A 15,502-nucleotide genomic window follows, 5' to 3' on the forward strand; every position below is an offset into this window, starting at 1 on the left:
AGGTTTCCACCTCCTTTTGAATTTATTAGTGGAGGTAGCAACAGTGTCTTTAAATCGAATTCTTGTTATTAATCCGGGTAGTACATCCACAAAAATTGGTGTTTTTGACAATGAAAGACCTGTTTTAGAAGAAACTATTCGCCATGATGAAGAACAGATTGGAAAATATAAGCGAATTATCGACCAATACGAGTTTCGTAAAGAAACGATCTTAGAAGTTCTACATTCTCACGGTATTAATATTTCAAAGTTAAACGCAGTTTGTGGACGCGGGGGATTACTTCGTCCAATCGAAGGCGGAACATACACAGTAAACGATTCAATGTTAGAAGATTTAAAAAATGGGTTTAGCGGTCATCACGCTTCAAACCTTGGGGGCATTTTAGCATATGAAATCGCTTCTGGATTAAATATTCCGGCATTCATAGTAGATCCTGTCGTTGTAGATGAAATGGAGCCGATTGCTCGTATAAGCGGTATTGCTGGTATGGAACGTAAAAGTATTTTCCATGCATTAAACCAAAAAGCGGTTGCTCGTAAAGTGGCTGAAGAATTAAATCACAAATACGAGGATTTAAATTTATTAGTTACACATATGGGTGGCGGTATCACAGTTGGTGCTCATAAAAAAGGAAAAGTTATTGACGTGAATAACGGCTTAAACGGAGAAGGACCATTTAGTCCAGAGCGTGCGGGTACAGTACCAGTAGGACAATTAGTTGAGATGTGTTTCTCTGGTGAGTATTATCGTGACGAAATGGTTAAAAAACTTGTTGGACAAGGTGGACTTGTAAGCCTAATCGGTACAAATGATGCGATCAAAGTAGAACAAATGGTTGAAAAAGGTGATCCGGAAGCAACTCTTATTTATAAAGCAATGGCATATCAAGTTGCAAAAGAGATTGGCGGAGCTAGCGCTGTACTTCACGGGAAAATCGATGCAATCGTTTTAACTGGTGGACTTGCATACAGTAAAATTCTTGTTGATGAAATAAAAGAACGTGTTGACTGGATTGCAGATGTTATCGTACATCCAGGGGAAGATGAATTACAAGCATTGGCAGAAGGAGCACTTCGTGTATTACGTGAAGAAGAAGCGCCGAAAGAGTATGTTGTACGAGAAAAACAAACAGTAGCTAGGGGTTGAGATAATGGCAAGAGAATATGATTTAGTCATCGTTGGCGGCGGTACTGGTGGATATGTTGCTGCTATTCGTGCATCACAACTAGGTTTAAAAACTGCACTTGTTGAAAAAGAAAATCTTGGTGGTACTTGTTTGCACAAAGGATGTATTCCTAGTAAAGCTCTTTTACGTAGTGCGGAAGTATACGCAACTGCTAAAAAAAGCGAAGAGTTCGGAGTTATTGCAAGTAATATAGAACTAAACTTTGCGAAAGTGCAAGAGCGTAAAGAGAAGATTGTAACGCAACTTCATAAAGGCGTTCAACACTTAATGAAACAAGGTAAAATTGATGTGTTTGAAGGTATCGGTCGTATTCTTGGCCCATCTATTTTCTCTCCAATGCCAGGGACAATTTCAGTTGAACTTGCAAGTGGAGAAGAGAATGAAATGTTAATTCCAAAAAATGTACTTGTTGCAACAGGTTCTCGTCCGAATTCATTACCAGGTTTAGAATTAGACGGAGAGTATGTAATGTCTTCCGATCATGCCCTAAAAATGGAAACGCTTCCTAGCTCGATTATTATCGTTGGTGGCGGTGTAATCGGTATTGAGTGGGCATCTATGCTTGCTGACTTCGGTGTAGAAGTTACAGTATTAGAGTATGCGAAAACGATATTACCACTAGAAGATCAGGACGTTTCAAAAGAAATGCAACGTCTATTCAAGAAAAAAGGTATTAAAGTGGTAACTGGTGCAAAAGTATTACCAGAAACATTGGTAAAAGATAATGGAGTAACAATTCAAGCTGAACATAACGGTGAGAATAAAGAATTTAAAGCAGAAAAAATGCTTGTATCTGTAGGACGACAAGCCAATACGCAAAATATTGGTTTAGAGAATACGGATATCGTTGTGGAAAAAGGATACATTCAAACAAATGAGTTTTATCAAACGAAAGAATCTCATATTTACGCAATCGGAGATGTAATCGGTGGCTTACAACTTGCTCACGTTGCTTCTCATGAAGGAATTGCTGCAGTAGAACATATTGCTGGTAAAGAAGTTACACCAATTGATTACTCTATGGTATCAAAATGCGTATATAGCAGTCCGGAAGTTGCTTCTGTCGGTTTAACAGAACAAGAAGCCAAAGAAAAAGGCTATAAGTTAAAAGTAGGTAAGTTCTCATTCCGTGCAATCGGAAAAGCACTTGTATACGGCGAATCAGATGGTTTCGTAAAACTTGTAGTTGATGAAGAAACAAATGACATTCTTGGTGTTCATATGATTGGACCACATGTAACAGATATGATTTCTGAAGCTGGTCTTGCAAGAGTACTTGATGCAACACCGTGGGAAGTAGCACATACAATTCATCCGCATCCATCATTATCTGAGGCGATTGGTGAAGCAGCATTAGCTGTAGATGGAAAAGCGTTACACGCATAAAAATGTGGATTTAGGAGGTTATGAAAAATGGCAGAAGTAAAAGAAAAGCGCCATGAAGAGCTTGGCTTAAGTGATGAGCAAGTATTAGAAATGTTCCGTACGATGTTACTTGCACGTAAAATCGACGAACGTATGTGGTTATTAAACCGCGCTGGTAAAATTCCATTCGTAATTTCTTGTCAAGGACAAGAGGCAGCACAAGTTGGAGCGGCATTCGCTCTTGATAGAGCGAAAGATTATGCATTACCATACTACCGTGATATGGGTGTTGTACTAGCGTTTGGTATGACAGCTAAAGAGCTTATGTTGTCTGCTTTCGCGAAAGCTGGAGATCCAAACTCTGGTGGTCGTCAAATGCCTGGTCACTTCGGTCAAAAGAAAAATCGTATAGTGACAGGATCATCTCCAGTAACAACGCAAGTACCACATGCAGTTGGTATTGCATTAGCTGGAAAAATGGAAAAGAAAGATTTAGTAACGTTTGTTACATTCGGGGAAGGTTCTTCTAACCAAGGTGATTTCCATGAAGGGGCAAACTTTGCTGGTGTACACAAACTACCTGTTATTTTCATGTGTGAAAATAATAAATACGCAATCTCTATTCCAGTTGAAAAACAATTAGCATGTAAAAATGTATCAGACCGTGCAATTGGTTACGGTATGCCTGGATATACAATAGACGGAAACGATCCGCTTGCAGTATATAAAGCTGTAAAAGAAGCTGCAGACCGCGGGCGTCGTGGTGAAGGCCCAACTTTAATTGAAACAGTATCATATCGTTTAACAGCACATTCTAGTGACGACGATGATCGTGTTTATCGTGATAAAGAAGAAGTAGAAGAAGCAAAGAAAAAAGATTCAATTATAACATTTGCTGCTTATTTAAAAGAAGCTGGCGTGTTAACTGAGGAATCTGAAAAACAAATGTTAGACGAAATTATGCATATCGTAAATGAAGCAACAGAATATGCAGAAAATGCTCCGTATGCAGCACCTGAAGATGCATTGAAGCACGTATACGCAGAATAGGGGGGAACGTTTCATGGCTGTAATGTCTTATATTGATGCTATTACATTAGCAATGCGCGAAGAAATGGAACGCGATGAGAAAGTATTCGTTTTAGGTGAAGATGTTGGTAAAAAAGGTGGCGTATTTAAAGCGACACACGGTTTATATGATCAATTTGGTGAAGATCGTGCGCTTGATGCACCGCTTGCAGAATCTGCAATTGCTGGGGTAGCAATTGGTGCGGCAATGTACGGTATGCGTCCAATCGCTGAAATGCAGTTTGCTGATTTCATCATGCCAGCAGTAAACCAAATTGTTTCTGAGGCAGCAAAAATTCGTTATCGTTCTAATAACGATTGGACTTGTCCAGTTACAATTCGTGCGCCATTTGGCGGCGGTGTTCACGGTGCATTGTATCATTCACAATCTGTGGAAGCGATGTTTGCAAACCAACCAGGTTTAAAAATTGTTATTCCTTCTACACCATATGATGCAAAAGGTTTATTAAAAGCAGCAATTCGTGATGAAGATCCAGTATTATTCTTTGAGCATAAGCGTGCATATCGCTTAATTAAAGGTGAAGTGCCAGAGGATGATTACGTATTACCAATCGGAAAAGCAGATGTAAAACGCGAAGGTGATGATATTACTGTTATCACGTACGGATTATGTGTTCACTTTGCTCTTCAAGCAGCTGAAAAGTTAGCGCAAGATGGCATCTCTGCACATGTTCTTGATTTACGTACTGTATATCCATTAGATAAAGAAGCAATCATTGAAGCAGCTTCTAAAACAGGTAAAGTTCTTCTTGTAACAGAAGATAATAAAGAAGGAAGTATTATAAGTGAAGTGGCAGCAATTATTGCTGAAAACTGTCTGTTTGATTTAGATGCGCCAATCGCACGTCTTGCAGGTCCAGACGTTCCAGCAATGCCATATGCACCAACAATGGAAAAATTCTTTATGGTAAATCCAGATAAAGTTGAAAAAGCAATGCGTGAACTTGCGGAATTTTAATCGGGGGGACTATACATGGCTGTAGAAAATATCACAATGCCTCAGCTCGGGGAGAGCGTTACAGAGGGTACAATTAGTAAATGGCTCGTTAATGTTGGCGATCACGTAAACAAGTATGATCCGCTTGCAGAAGTAATGACTGATAAAGTAAATGCTGAAGTACCATCTTCTTTCACTGGTATTGTGAAAGAATTAATCGCTGGTGAAGGTGAGACGTTAGCTGTAGGTGAAGTAGTTTGTGTTATTCAAGTAGAAGGCGCAGATGAAGTAGCTGCGACAGCTGTTGAGGAAAAAACAAAAGAAGAACCAAAGGCAGAAGTAGCTACGTCTGAAAAAGCACCGAAAGCAAAACAACCAACTGATGGAAAACCACGTTTTTCACCAGCTGTTTTAAAACTTGCGGGTGAGCATAATGTTGATTTAGATTTAGTAGAAGGTACGGGAGCAAATGGCCGTATCACTCGTAAAGATATTTTAAAGCTAGTGGAATCTGGAAATATTCCGCAAGCAGGTGCGAAGAAAGAGGAAGCGGTAGCAGCAGTAGTAGAAGCTCGTCCAGAAGCACCAAAAGCAGCGCCAGTAGCACAAAAAGTAGAAGCTGCAAAACCAGTTTCTGTACCAACAATGCCTGGCGATATCGAAATTCCAGTAACAGGTGTGCGTAAAGCAATTGCAGCCAACATGTTACGTAGTAAGCACGAAGCGCCACACGCTTGGATGATGATTGAAGTAGATGTGACAAACCTTGTGTCATACCGTAATTCAATTAAAGGTGATTTCAAAAAGCGCGAAGGCTTTAACTTAACGTTCTTTGCTTTCTTCGTAAAAGCAGTAGCACAAGCGTTAAAAGAGTATCCTCAAATCAATTCAATGTGGGCTGGCGATAAAATCGTTCAGAAGAAAGATATTAACCTTTCTATCGCTGTTGCAACAGAGGACGAACTATTTGTACCAGTAATTAAACACGCAGACGAGAAGACGATTAAAGGTATCGCTCGTGAAATTACAGAACTTGCAGGAAAAGTACGTACGAAATCGTTAAAAGCGGACGAAATGCAAGGCGGAACATTTACAATTAATAACACAGGATCATTCGGTTCTGTTCAATCTATGGGTATTATTAATTACCCACAAGCGGCTATTTTACAAGTTGAATCAATTGTAAAACGTCCAGTAATTATGGATAATGGTATGTTCGGTGCTCGTGACATGGTTAACTTATGTTTATCACTTGATCACCGTGTACTAGATGGCTTAATTTGTGGTAAGTTCTTAGGACGTGTAAAAGAAATTTTAGAAAATACGTCAGAAAATAATACATCTGTATATTAATAAAAAGCTCGCTTATGCGAGCTTTTTATCATCTTACTTCTTCATTTTCATCCTACTATATGTACATCACTTTTCCCAGCAATCTTACAATGAACGAGTATGTATTAGGAATTTACGAAAATACATTGCTGATATATGGTATATAGATATAAAATAAGAAAAGAATAATTTTTTTGGCAAATCTTACTGATGAAACTGTAGTATAATATATTGTATTGTATGAAAAAGAGAGTTATTCTATATAAGTGTTTTATAGATAATGTGTAATCAGTCGTCAAAACATGAAGAATGTTGACTCCTGGTTTTTTATTTTGCTGTAACAATGTTTCAGGAGGATGTCATGAAAAGAAGTACCGAGTTTCTAAAAAGTTTAGATGTAAAATTAATATTAATTTTGTTTGCATTATGTGTTACGAGTATAGCTGCTATATATAGCAGTCAGCAAACTGGCCAATATGGAGAGGCAAACTTTGCGATGAAACAGGGTTTGAACTACATAATTGGGGTTGTATTGTTATTGCTTGTTGCAAGCATTGACTTAGATCAATTACAAAAATTGTCTTGGCCACTTTATATCGTTGGATTTGCGTCACTTATTCTGTTGAAAATACTACCGATTTCCACTTTCACACCTGAAAAATTAGGTGCAAAAAGATGGTTCGTGTTTCCGTTAGTCGGACAAATTCAACCATCTGAGTTTTTCAAAATTTCATTGCTTCTTGTAGTAGCAAGTATAGCAGTGAAACATAATGCGCAGTATATGGCAAGGACATTCCAAACGGACTTAAAATTAGTAGGTAAAATTGTGCTAGTATCCCTCCCGCCTATGGCCGTTGTATATAGCCAACCGGATACAGGGATGGTGTTCTTATACGCTGCTGCAATTGCATGTATTTTATTTATGTCAGGTATTCAGAAGAAATTGATAGCGTTATGTACAGTTATTCCGGTGACCGTATTATCTACGTTAATATTTATTTACGTAAGGTATGAGGATTTCTTCTTTAATAATTTAGTTACGTTACTAAAACCTCACCAACAATCACGTATTGTAGGTTGGTTAAATCCATTTGAAAATGCAGATCAAGGTTATCAAACACAGCAATCGATTTTAGCTGTAGGTAGTGGCGGTATGGAAGGGAAAGGATTTGGCGAAGGGAACGTCTATATCCCTGAGAAGCATACTGACTTTATTTTTGCTACAATTGCCGAAGAAGGTGGATTTATCGTAGCCGCGTTAGTTGTATTCTTGTTCCTATTACTACTATATCGAACAATTATTATCGGTTATTCTGCTGATAATTTATTCGGTACATTATTATGTGCTGGAGCAATTGGAATATTAACGGTTCAAATATTCCAAAACATAGGTATGATCGTTGGATTAATGCCTGTAAAAGGGATTGCATTACCTTTCTTATCGTATGGGGGAAGTTCCTTGTTCTCGAATATGATTATGATGGGGCTCATATTGTCGGTACGAAAAACGTATAAAAAGTATATGTTCTCTGTTAAGTAAAAAAGCTGGTTCGTGTAAATACGAACCAGCTTTTTTACTTATATGCTCTTAAACGTTTCAAACTATAATAGACTTGTAGTTTGGGATGTAATGAAGCACATAAAATAAATATTTTGTTGAAAAAATGAAAAATATACGCATTTTGTCGTTTCATACATATGATACAATAGTGTGGACAATGAAAAAGGAGCGATACGATGGGATATGTAGAAGAATTACGAAAAATAGTTGGTCATCGCCCTTTAATTTTAGTTGGTGCTGTTGTACTCGTTATAAATGAAAATGGATATGTATTATTACAACAAAGAACAGAGCCTTACGGAAAATGGGGGCTGCCTGGCGGATTAATGGAACTTAGTGAATCACCAGAAGAAACAGCTTGCCGTGAAGTATACGAAGAAACAGGAATAGAAGTGAAGAACCTGCGATTAATCAATGTGTTTTCTGGGGCGAATTATTTTACAAAATTAGCAAACGGTGATGAATTTCAATCTGTAACGACCGCTTATTATACGGATGAATACGATGGAGATTTAGTTATGAATAAAGAAGAAGCGGTTCAGCTTACATTCTTCCCACTAACAGAACTACCTGACTATATTGTAGGATCGCATAAGAAAATGATTACAGAGTATATAAAAATTATGGGAAATAAGATATAATACAATGAAAGAGATACAAAAACACAGTTCTGGTCGGTAGTCCAGACGCATGATTTCATGTCAGTAACCTTCCCCCTCCGGGATGTCCAGTATTTCTAATTTTTTTAAAGGAGGGGCTGTCAATGGATTTGACAGTATATCACGATGGCCAATTTTTCGTAGGAATTATTACACATAAAGAAAAAGGGAAATTGTATGGAGCAAGGTATATTTTTGGATTGGAACCTTCAGATGAAGAAGTACTTCTATTTGTGAATGGTCCAATGTTAGCGTATTTCCAGCACGTTGCGAAATGCGGTGTGGAAGTGAAAGAAAAAAAACGTCCAAAAAATATAAAACGTATCATACGACAAGCGGCAAAAGAAGGAAATGAAAAACGTTTTACTAAGGCACAAGAGGCAATTAGCTTATCTTATGAACTGCATAAACAAGAAAAGAAAGTGCGGTCTAAAGAGAAGCGAGAAGCTGAAAAACAAAGAAGGCGTTTAATTAAAGTACAAAAAGCAAAGCAAAAGCATCGTGGTCATTAAGAAAAGGTGTTAGAGCAATAGTTCTAACACCTTTTCTATACCCAAATACAAGTAAACTTACTTGTATTTCATAAACATTAACTGGTAAGATACAAATAGGTAGTTTTAGAGGAGGGAAAAGATTGATTAATTTTAATTTTTTTATGAATGATGTTGTCCGCCAAGCGCGTGAAGAGATTGTCTCTGCTGGATATACAGAACTGACGACGCCAGAAGCAGTAGAAGAAGCGTTTAAAAGAAATGGAACAACACTTGTAATGGTAAACTCTGTATGTGGTTGTGCAGGTGGTATTGCTCGTCCTGCTGCTGCGCATTCTGTACATTATGATAAACGTCCTAACCATCTTGTAACGGTGTTTGCAGGTCAAGATAAAGAAGCAACAGCAAGAGCTCGTGAATATTTCGAAGGGTATCCACCTTCTTCTCCATCATTTGCTTTATTAAAAGATGGAAAAATTGTAACGATGGTAGAGCGTCATGAAATTGAAGGTCATGAACCGATGCAAGTTATTGCAAAACTACAATCTTATTTCGAAGAGAATTGCGAAGAGCTATAAAAATAAATAAAAAGGCGGTACGTCCACAATTAAGTGGGTGTACCGCCTTTTTTATTTAGTATTAAAATTTATCCCGCGTTAACGGACAGTAAAACTCCCACCTCAAAATTCAGTTGGAGCAAAGAAGTTAGGTGGGAGATCAACTGTCCGTAAACGTCCGATTGGTTCAACTAATAATCAGTGGGGGATGAACAAAACCCCCACTGATTAAAGTTTCACTTTATGGGACATGCATAGTTATGTTGTTTTATGCATCATTTTATACATAACAAACATTATTAATATTGTTATTTAATTTATTTTTATTTTATATATTGCATAAAAATAAAAGTGCTGATACAATACAAACATCGAATAAATATTCTATTAAACTTTTAAATATACATCATTAGGGGGAAGAAAGATGAAGAAGTTATTATCAATATCGTTTGCACTTATTTTAGTTGTAAGTATGTTCAGCGCTTGTAGTAATGGGGAAGAAAAGGTTACTGGAAAAGATAAAAAAGTATTGGTTATGGGGACTTCAGCAGATTATAAACCATATGAATACGTAGAAGCTTCAAAAAGTGATGAAATTATCGGCTTTGATGTTGATGTTGCTAAATATATCGGAAAAGAACTTGGTTATGAAGTGAAAGTGAAAGATATGGATTTTGGTGGTTTATTAGCATCTCTTAGCTCAGGAAAAGTTGATTTCGTAATGGCAGGTATGACGCCAACTGCAGAGCGTAAAAATAATGTTGATTTCACAGATATTTATTTCGTTGCGAAAAACATGGTCGTTTCTAAAAAGGATTCAAACATTCAATCTGTAGAGGATTTAAAAGGGAAAAAAGTAGGGGTACAAACAGGATCTATTCAAGAAGAGAAAGCAGCAGAATTTAAAAAACAAGTAGATTTCAAAGTTGAGGGACGTGACCGTATACCAGAAATCGTACAAGAAATTAAAGCAGGTCGTTTTGACGCTGCAATTATAGAAGATACAGTTGCTAAAAATTATTTAGAAAAAATGAAAGAATTACAAGGAATTGAAATTAAAGAAGCACCAGAAGAAGTTGGAGCAGCAATTGCTCTTCCGAAAAACAGTGATAAAACAGCTGAATTTAATAAAGTAATTAAAAAAATGCAAGAAAATGGAGAAATGGATAAATTAGTGAAGAAATGGTTTGGCAGCGAAAAATAAGCTGCCTTTCACTTTTCTGTGAGGGGAATGAAAAGAATGAACTTAGATTTTTCGGCGATTACGCCTTCGATACCATATATACTAAAAGGCTTAGAAGTTACTTTGAAAATTGTAGCAGTATCAGCGTTAGTAGGATTTATTTTAGGAACGTTATTAGCACTTTGCAAAATTGCTAGAATACGAGCGTTAAATATAGCGGCAGATCTTTATACATCAATTTTCCGTGGTACACCACTTGTATTGCAATTAATGATTATTTATTTCGGTGTCCCGCAAATAATTGGTTATGAAATACCAGCCTTCGTAGCAGCTGTATTAGCATTTAGCTTAAATTCAGGTGCATATATGTCAGAGGTAATCCGCGCGGGCATTCAAGCGGTTGATAAAGGACAAACAGAAGCAGCGATGGCTTTAGGGATTCCTTACGGAAAAATGATGCGAAATATCATTTTCCCTCAAGCATTAAAAAATATATTACCAGCGCTTGTGAACGAGTTTGCGACACTTACGAAAGAATCGGCTGTAGTAACAGTAATAGGAGCGACGGATTTAATGCGCCGTGCTTACATTGTAGGCGGTGAGACGTTTAAATATCTTGAACCATTACTTTTTGTTGGACTCATTTATTATATGCTAGTCATTATTCTTACATTAGTCGGGAAGGCAATTGAAGGGAGAATGAAGAAAAGTGATTAAAATTGAAAACCTTCATAAATCATTTGGAAAAAACGAAGTATTAAAAGGAATTACAACAACGATTGAAAAAGGAGAAGTAGTAGCAATTATTGGACCGTCTGGATCAGGGAAATCAACATTCTTACGTTGTATGAATGTGCTAGAAGCACCGACAAATGGTCACATTTGGATCGGAACGGAAGAAGTAACGAATCCGAAAACGAATATTATGCACGTTCGTGAAAATGTCGGAATGGTATTTCAGCATTTTCATCTATTTCCTCATATGACTGTATTAGAAAATATTACGTATGCTCCTATCAATGTAAAAGGAGTAATGAAACAAGAAGCTGAAAAGAAAGCCGAAAAACTTTTAGAAAAGGTCGGTTTATTAGATAAAAAAGATACGTATCCGAATCGTCTTTCGGGAGGACAAAAGCAACGTGTAGCAATTGCGAGAGCGTTAGCGATGGAACCAGAAGTGATGTTATTTGATGAACCAACATCAGCACTAGATCCAGAGATGGTAAAAGAAGTGTTAGAAGTTATGAAATCATTAGTTACGACAGGAATGACAATGGCGATTGTTACACATGAAATGGGATTCGCAAAAGAAGTAGCAGATCGTATTCTCTTTTTAGATGGTGGAAAGCTTGTAGAAGATAGTTCGCCAGCGGAATTTTTTGCAGCACCGAAAAGTGAACGTGCGCAACAATTTTTACAAAAAATATTGTAATCTGTAAAGGTTACGTGAATAATAAGTAGAAAAGGATGACATTGTGTCATCCTTTTTTTATCCCTTCCGGCAAGAAGACTCCATCTGATTTGTGTTACGGGTGAAACCCAACAATTCAGGTGGAGATGAATTGTCGTCAGAAGGTAGACCAAACACTTTTGTTTCGTTCATAACAATTTTTTGAGGGCGAATATTCCCTCCTTATCTACGATATAATCTGTCGTAAATAAGGAGGGAATATATCGTAAGGAAACGAAATTGGATAATAATCATCATTCGGTCACTTGAACTAAAAGTAATTATGATGAAGACCATGTTCACATTTTGTTCCGTTTCGTTCCAAATATTGATTGGTCAAAAGTAATTAACAATTACAAAATTATTTCTTTAAGAAAGGTGGTGAAACCAATGACTAAAAAGAAAGCAGTGAAAGTATTACGAAAACAAAAGAAAAGAGAAATCCTGCAACGCTTCACGCAGAAACAAAATATCGGACGAGGTTGCCTTACGGCTAAAGAATTTCGTTTACTGCAACGCATGTCGCATAGTTCAAAAGCTTTGCGAAATGTTGGATTGTACATTATTAAACAAAGTTACTTGAACAATAACAAAATGGCTACTGTAAAAGAAGTGGACACTGCCATGCAAGCCGATATGAACTACTCGGGCGTTCAATCAAATTCTGTTCAAGCGATTCGTAGAGCCTTATTTACAGAAGTGAAGAGCTTTTTTAAAGCATTGGAACAGTGTAAGGAAAATCCTGGGAAGTTCACAGGTCGTCCGAAGTTTCCAAATTATTCTCGTTCCACTGACAAACGAATCATTGAAATCTATCAAGTGCCAAAAGTGGATGAGAACGGGTATTGGATCATTCCGATGAATGTTGCATTTAGAAAAAAATTCGGTTCCATTAAAATACGTATGCCTAAAAACTTAAGAAATAAAAAAATCTCCTACATTGAGATTGTACCAAAGCAAAAAGGTCGGTTCTTTGAGGTGCATTACACATATGAAATGCACGTTTCTCAAATGAAGAAGCCATCCACGACTACTAGTAACGCTTTGAGTTGCGATTTAGGTGTAGACAGATTATTAAGTTGTGTAACAAATACGGGTGATACATTCTTAATTGATGGAAAAAAATTAAAATCCATTAACCAGTACTTCAATAAAATGATACGTAATCTACAACAGAAAAATATGGACAATGGAATTTCAAAACGTATTGTAACAAATCAAATGACTACACTTTGGCATAAAAGAGAAAGACAAATAAATGGTTACATTTCACAAACTGTAGGCTTGTTGTTCAAAAAAATGAAAGCATGTAACATAGATACGGTTGTCGTAGGGTATAACGCTGGTTGGAAACAAAAATCTGATATGGGGAAAAAGAATAATCAAAAATTTGTGCAAATCCCATTTCATAAACTGATTGTAGCGATTGAGAATAAATGTGTAAAAGAAGGTATACGATTTTTAAAACAAGAAGAAAGCTATACTTCAAAAGCTAGTTTTCTTGATAAAGATAGGGTTCCAGCTTGGTCTAAGGATGATAGGAAGCATTATCGCTTTAGTGGCAAACGAATCAATCGTGGTCTGTACCAAAGTAGAGCAGGAATATGTATCCATGCTGATATTAATGGTGCATTGAATACATTGCAAAAATCAAAAGTGGTACAATTGGATGACAATCTCAAAGTGAAAACACCGATTCTATTAGAAGTGCAAAAACGTAAGGCTGTTGCTTCGCGCATAGCTTAGTGGGTGAGTCAACCATCCATGTGTACTCGACTTGTCGGGGCTTGTAGCACACGCCGGAGTCATCTGAGTGGTGGCTTCTTCCGCAAGGAAGAATTGCTCTTTTTCGAAAGGGTGGTGCAAGTGGAAAAACGATTGTTCGTTTCTAGTACCAACCAAAAACATACTTGAGGTGTTACTGTAAGGTGGCATGAATGCTAGAGCGTCAACCTTCTAGCGATAGATGAAAAGACCTAGCGTTCTAACTCAAGCCCCACTGAAGCGTTTCATCTCAGTGGGGTAGTTGACACTAACTGTAAATACACTTATACATATAGGAGCAATGCTATGTTCAAAATTGGATACCGTACAGTAAAAACAGCAATAGGGACAGGCGCAGCAGTTTTTATTGCTCAGTTATTAGGATTAGAATTTTATAGTTCAGCGGGTATTTTAGTTATATTATGTGTACAAAATACGAAACGTAAATCACTTCAAGTGTCGTTACATCGTTTTTTAGCTTGTGTATTATCAATGGTATTCGCGTTTTGTATTTTTGAAACAATTGGCTATACACCACTTGCAATTAGTATATTATTGCTTACATTTATTCCGACTGCAGTTATGCTTAAAATTCAAGAAGGTATCGTCACAAGTTCAGTTATTGTGATGCATCTATATTCACTGAAACAAATTACATGGCTTATTGTTGGAAATGAAATTGCAATATTAACGATAGGGATTAGTGTGGCTTTATTAGTGAATATGTATATGCCAAGTAGTGAAAATAAGCTAAAAGAGTATCAGGATACAATAGAAAGTAATTTTAAAACGATTTTGTTTGAAATGGTCGTTTATTTACGAAACAGAGAAAGTAGTTGGAGCGGGTCAGAACTTATTGAAACTGAAAATATGCTAAATGAAGCAAGGGATTTATCGTTTAAGAAACTTGAGAATGCATTTATGCGAGAAGATGGCTATTACTATCGTTATTTTAATATGCGTATGCAACAATTCGAAATTTTAGAGCGGATGATACCATTAGCAGCTTCTTTATCATGGACATATGAACAAGCTGACATGATTGCGGATGTGGTTGAAAACATTGGGAATGCTATTAGCCCTGAGAGTACTGGGGTTATTTCCTTAAGGCAGCTGCAAGAAATGAGAGAATTATTTAGAGACATGCCATTGCCCGTTACACGTGAAGAATTTGAGATACGTGCGAAACTTGTTCAACTTGTATATGAAATGGAGCAATATTTACTCATTAAAAGCCGCTTTAAGGGAAAGGATAATATAAAAGAACTTATATAGAAGGTAGGAATTATTTATGCCGTATCTTCTCTCTTTCATATTATGTCTTTCTTTATCGCCTATTTGGCCTCTTGGTGATAATCCACGTGCCGGAGATCCTTTTATTATTGTAAATAAAGCGACGAATAAACTAGCTTATATTGACGATGGAAAGATTCAAAAGGTTTTTCCAGTAGCGACAGGGAAAACAAATGAATTAACTCCAGAGGGAACTTTTGATGTTGTAATGAAAGCAAAGGATCCATATTATATTGCGAAGGATATTCCAGGTGGATCACCGAAAAATCCACTTGGGTCAAGGTGGATTGGATTTAATGCAAGAGGAACTGATGGGAGTAAATATGGAATACATGGAACAAACCAACCTAGTTCAATTGGAAAGTATATTTCACAAGGATGTATAAGAATGAAGAAAAACGATGTGGAGTATTTATTTGATCGCATTCCAATTGGAACGAAAGTATGGATTGTGAAGTCGAAAAAATCATTTCAGCAATTGGCAAAAGAAAAAGGAGCCATTGCATATGAAAAAGCCAACGAAAATGAAGTGACCCCTAAAAGTTAGACACGGTTATTTCATTAGGCTACTTGATCCAAACGAGTCCGGTATTGCACCGGGCTCATTTTTAATTTTGCCTTTATCCGTTTTTTA

Annotated in this window: 15 protein-coding genes; all 15 read left to right on the forward strand. The window is 36.9% G+C overall.

All coding sequences use genetic code 11. The annotated features are described in order from the left end of the window. The first annotated feature begins 43 nt into the window (after positions 1 to 43). Positions 44 to 1,147, forward strand: coding sequence for a butyrate kinase (buk, locus tag ACTFOB_RS17500; RefSeq protein ID WP_000056195.1), 1,104 nt, complete (start codon positions 44 to 46; stop codon positions 1,145 to 1,147). A 4-nt stretch (positions 1,148 to 1,151) separates the two neighbouring features. Beyond that, positions 1,152 to 2,573 (forward strand): dihydrolipoyl dehydrogenase, encoded by a 1,422-nt coding sequence (lpdA, locus tag ACTFOB_RS17505; RefSeq protein WP_440027803.1) that lies wholly within the window; start codon positions 1,152 to 1,154, stop codon positions 2,571 to 2,573. A 27-nt stretch (positions 2,574 to 2,600) separates the two neighbouring features. Continuing rightward, a complete protein-coding gene (bfmBAA, locus tag ACTFOB_RS17510) occupies positions 2,601 to 3,602 on the forward strand; it encodes a 3-methyl-2-oxobutanoate dehydrogenase subunit alpha (RefSeq protein ID WP_151633071.1) in 1,002 nt (333 codons plus the stop codon). Between the two features lie 13 nt (positions 3,603 to 3,615). Continuing rightward, the gene (gene bfmBAB / locus ACTFOB_RS17515) at positions 3,616 to 4,599 is read left to right on the forward strand and encodes a 3-methyl-2-oxobutanoate dehydrogenase subunit beta (protein ID WP_000290073.1); all 984 of its coding nucleotides are present in this window, start codon (positions 3,616 to 3,618) and stop codon (positions 4,597 to 4,599) included. 15 nt (positions 4,600 to 4,614) lie between these two features. Beyond that, positions 4,615 to 5,931 (forward strand): dihydrolipoamide acetyltransferase family protein, encoded by a 1,317-nt coding sequence (locus ACTFOB_RS17520; protein ID WP_440027806.1) that lies wholly within the window; start codon positions 4,615 to 4,617, stop codon positions 5,929 to 5,931. Between the two features lie 340 nt (positions 5,932 to 6,271). Beyond that, entirely contained in the window at positions 6,272 to 7,450 is a 1,179-nt protein-coding gene (locus ACTFOB_RS17525) for an FtsW/RodA/SpoVE family cell cycle protein (RefSeq protein WP_440027808.1), read from the forward strand. Positions 7,451 to 7,647: 197 nt separating this feature from the next. Beyond that, positions 7,648 to 8,112: an NUDIX hydrolase gene (locus ACTFOB_RS17530; protein ID WP_440027810.1), complete on the forward strand. Its 465-nt coding sequence runs from the start codon at positions 7,648 to 7,650 to the stop codon at positions 8,110 to 8,112. A gap of 122 nt (positions 8,113 to 8,234) precedes the next feature. Further along, positions 8,235 to 8,642: a YjdF family protein gene (locus tag ACTFOB_RS17535; RefSeq protein ID WP_440027812.1), complete on the forward strand. Its 408-nt coding sequence runs from the start codon at positions 8,235 to 8,237 to the stop codon at positions 8,640 to 8,642. Positions 8,643 to 8,785: 143 nt separating this feature from the next. Continuing rightward, positions 8,786 to 9,199, forward strand: a complete 414-nt coding sequence (locus tag ACTFOB_RS17540) for a BrxA/BrxB family bacilliredoxin (RefSeq protein WP_001979317.1) — start codon at positions 8,786 to 8,788, stop codon at positions 9,197 to 9,199. A gap of 403 nt (positions 9,200 to 9,602) precedes the next feature. Further along, the gene (locus tag ACTFOB_RS17545) at positions 9,603 to 10,382 is read left to right on the forward strand and encodes a transporter substrate-binding domain-containing protein (RefSeq protein ID WP_151633059.1); all 780 of its coding nucleotides are present in this window, start codon (positions 9,603 to 9,605) and stop codon (positions 10,380 to 10,382) included. Positions 10,383 to 10,418: 36 nt separating this feature from the next. Then, on the forward strand, positions 10,419 to 11,078 hold the full coding sequence (locus ACTFOB_RS17550; protein ID WP_440027814.1) for an amino acid ABC transporter permease: 660 nt from the start codon (positions 10,419 to 10,421) through the stop codon (positions 11,076 to 11,078). Continuing rightward, positions 11,071 to 11,793: an amino acid ABC transporter ATP-binding protein gene (locus ACTFOB_RS17555; RefSeq protein ID WP_440027816.1), complete on the forward strand. Its 723-nt coding sequence runs from the start codon at positions 11,071 to 11,073 to the stop codon at positions 11,791 to 11,793. Before ACTFOB_RS17550 ends, ACTFOB_RS17555 begins: the two co-directional genes overlap by 8 nt. A gap of 345 nt (positions 11,794 to 12,138) precedes the next feature. Then, complete coding sequence (locus ACTFOB_RS17560) at positions 12,139 to 13,557, forward strand: RNA-guided endonuclease TnpB family protein (RefSeq protein WP_440027833.1); 1,419 nt, start codon at positions 12,139 to 12,141, stop codon at positions 13,555 to 13,557. 324 nt (positions 13,558 to 13,881) lie between these two features. After that, entirely contained in the window at positions 13,882 to 14,850 is a 969-nt protein-coding gene (locus ACTFOB_RS17565) for an aromatic acid exporter family protein (protein WP_440027818.1), read from the forward strand. Between the two features lie 16 nt (positions 14,851 to 14,866). Further along, the gene (locus ACTFOB_RS17570; RefSeq protein ID WP_440027820.1) at positions 14,867 to 15,415 is read left to right on the forward strand and encodes a L,D-transpeptidase; all 549 of its coding nucleotides are present in this window, start codon (positions 14,867 to 14,869) and stop codon (positions 15,413 to 15,415) included. Positions 15,416 to 15,502 lie beyond the last annotated feature (87 nt).

Origin of the sequence: Bacillus cereus group sp. MYBK79-1 (genome assembly GCF_051915365.1) — a bacterium.
In the GTDB taxonomy this organism is placed as follows: domain Bacteria; phylum Bacillota; class Bacilli; order Bacillales; family Bacillaceae_G; genus Bacillus_A.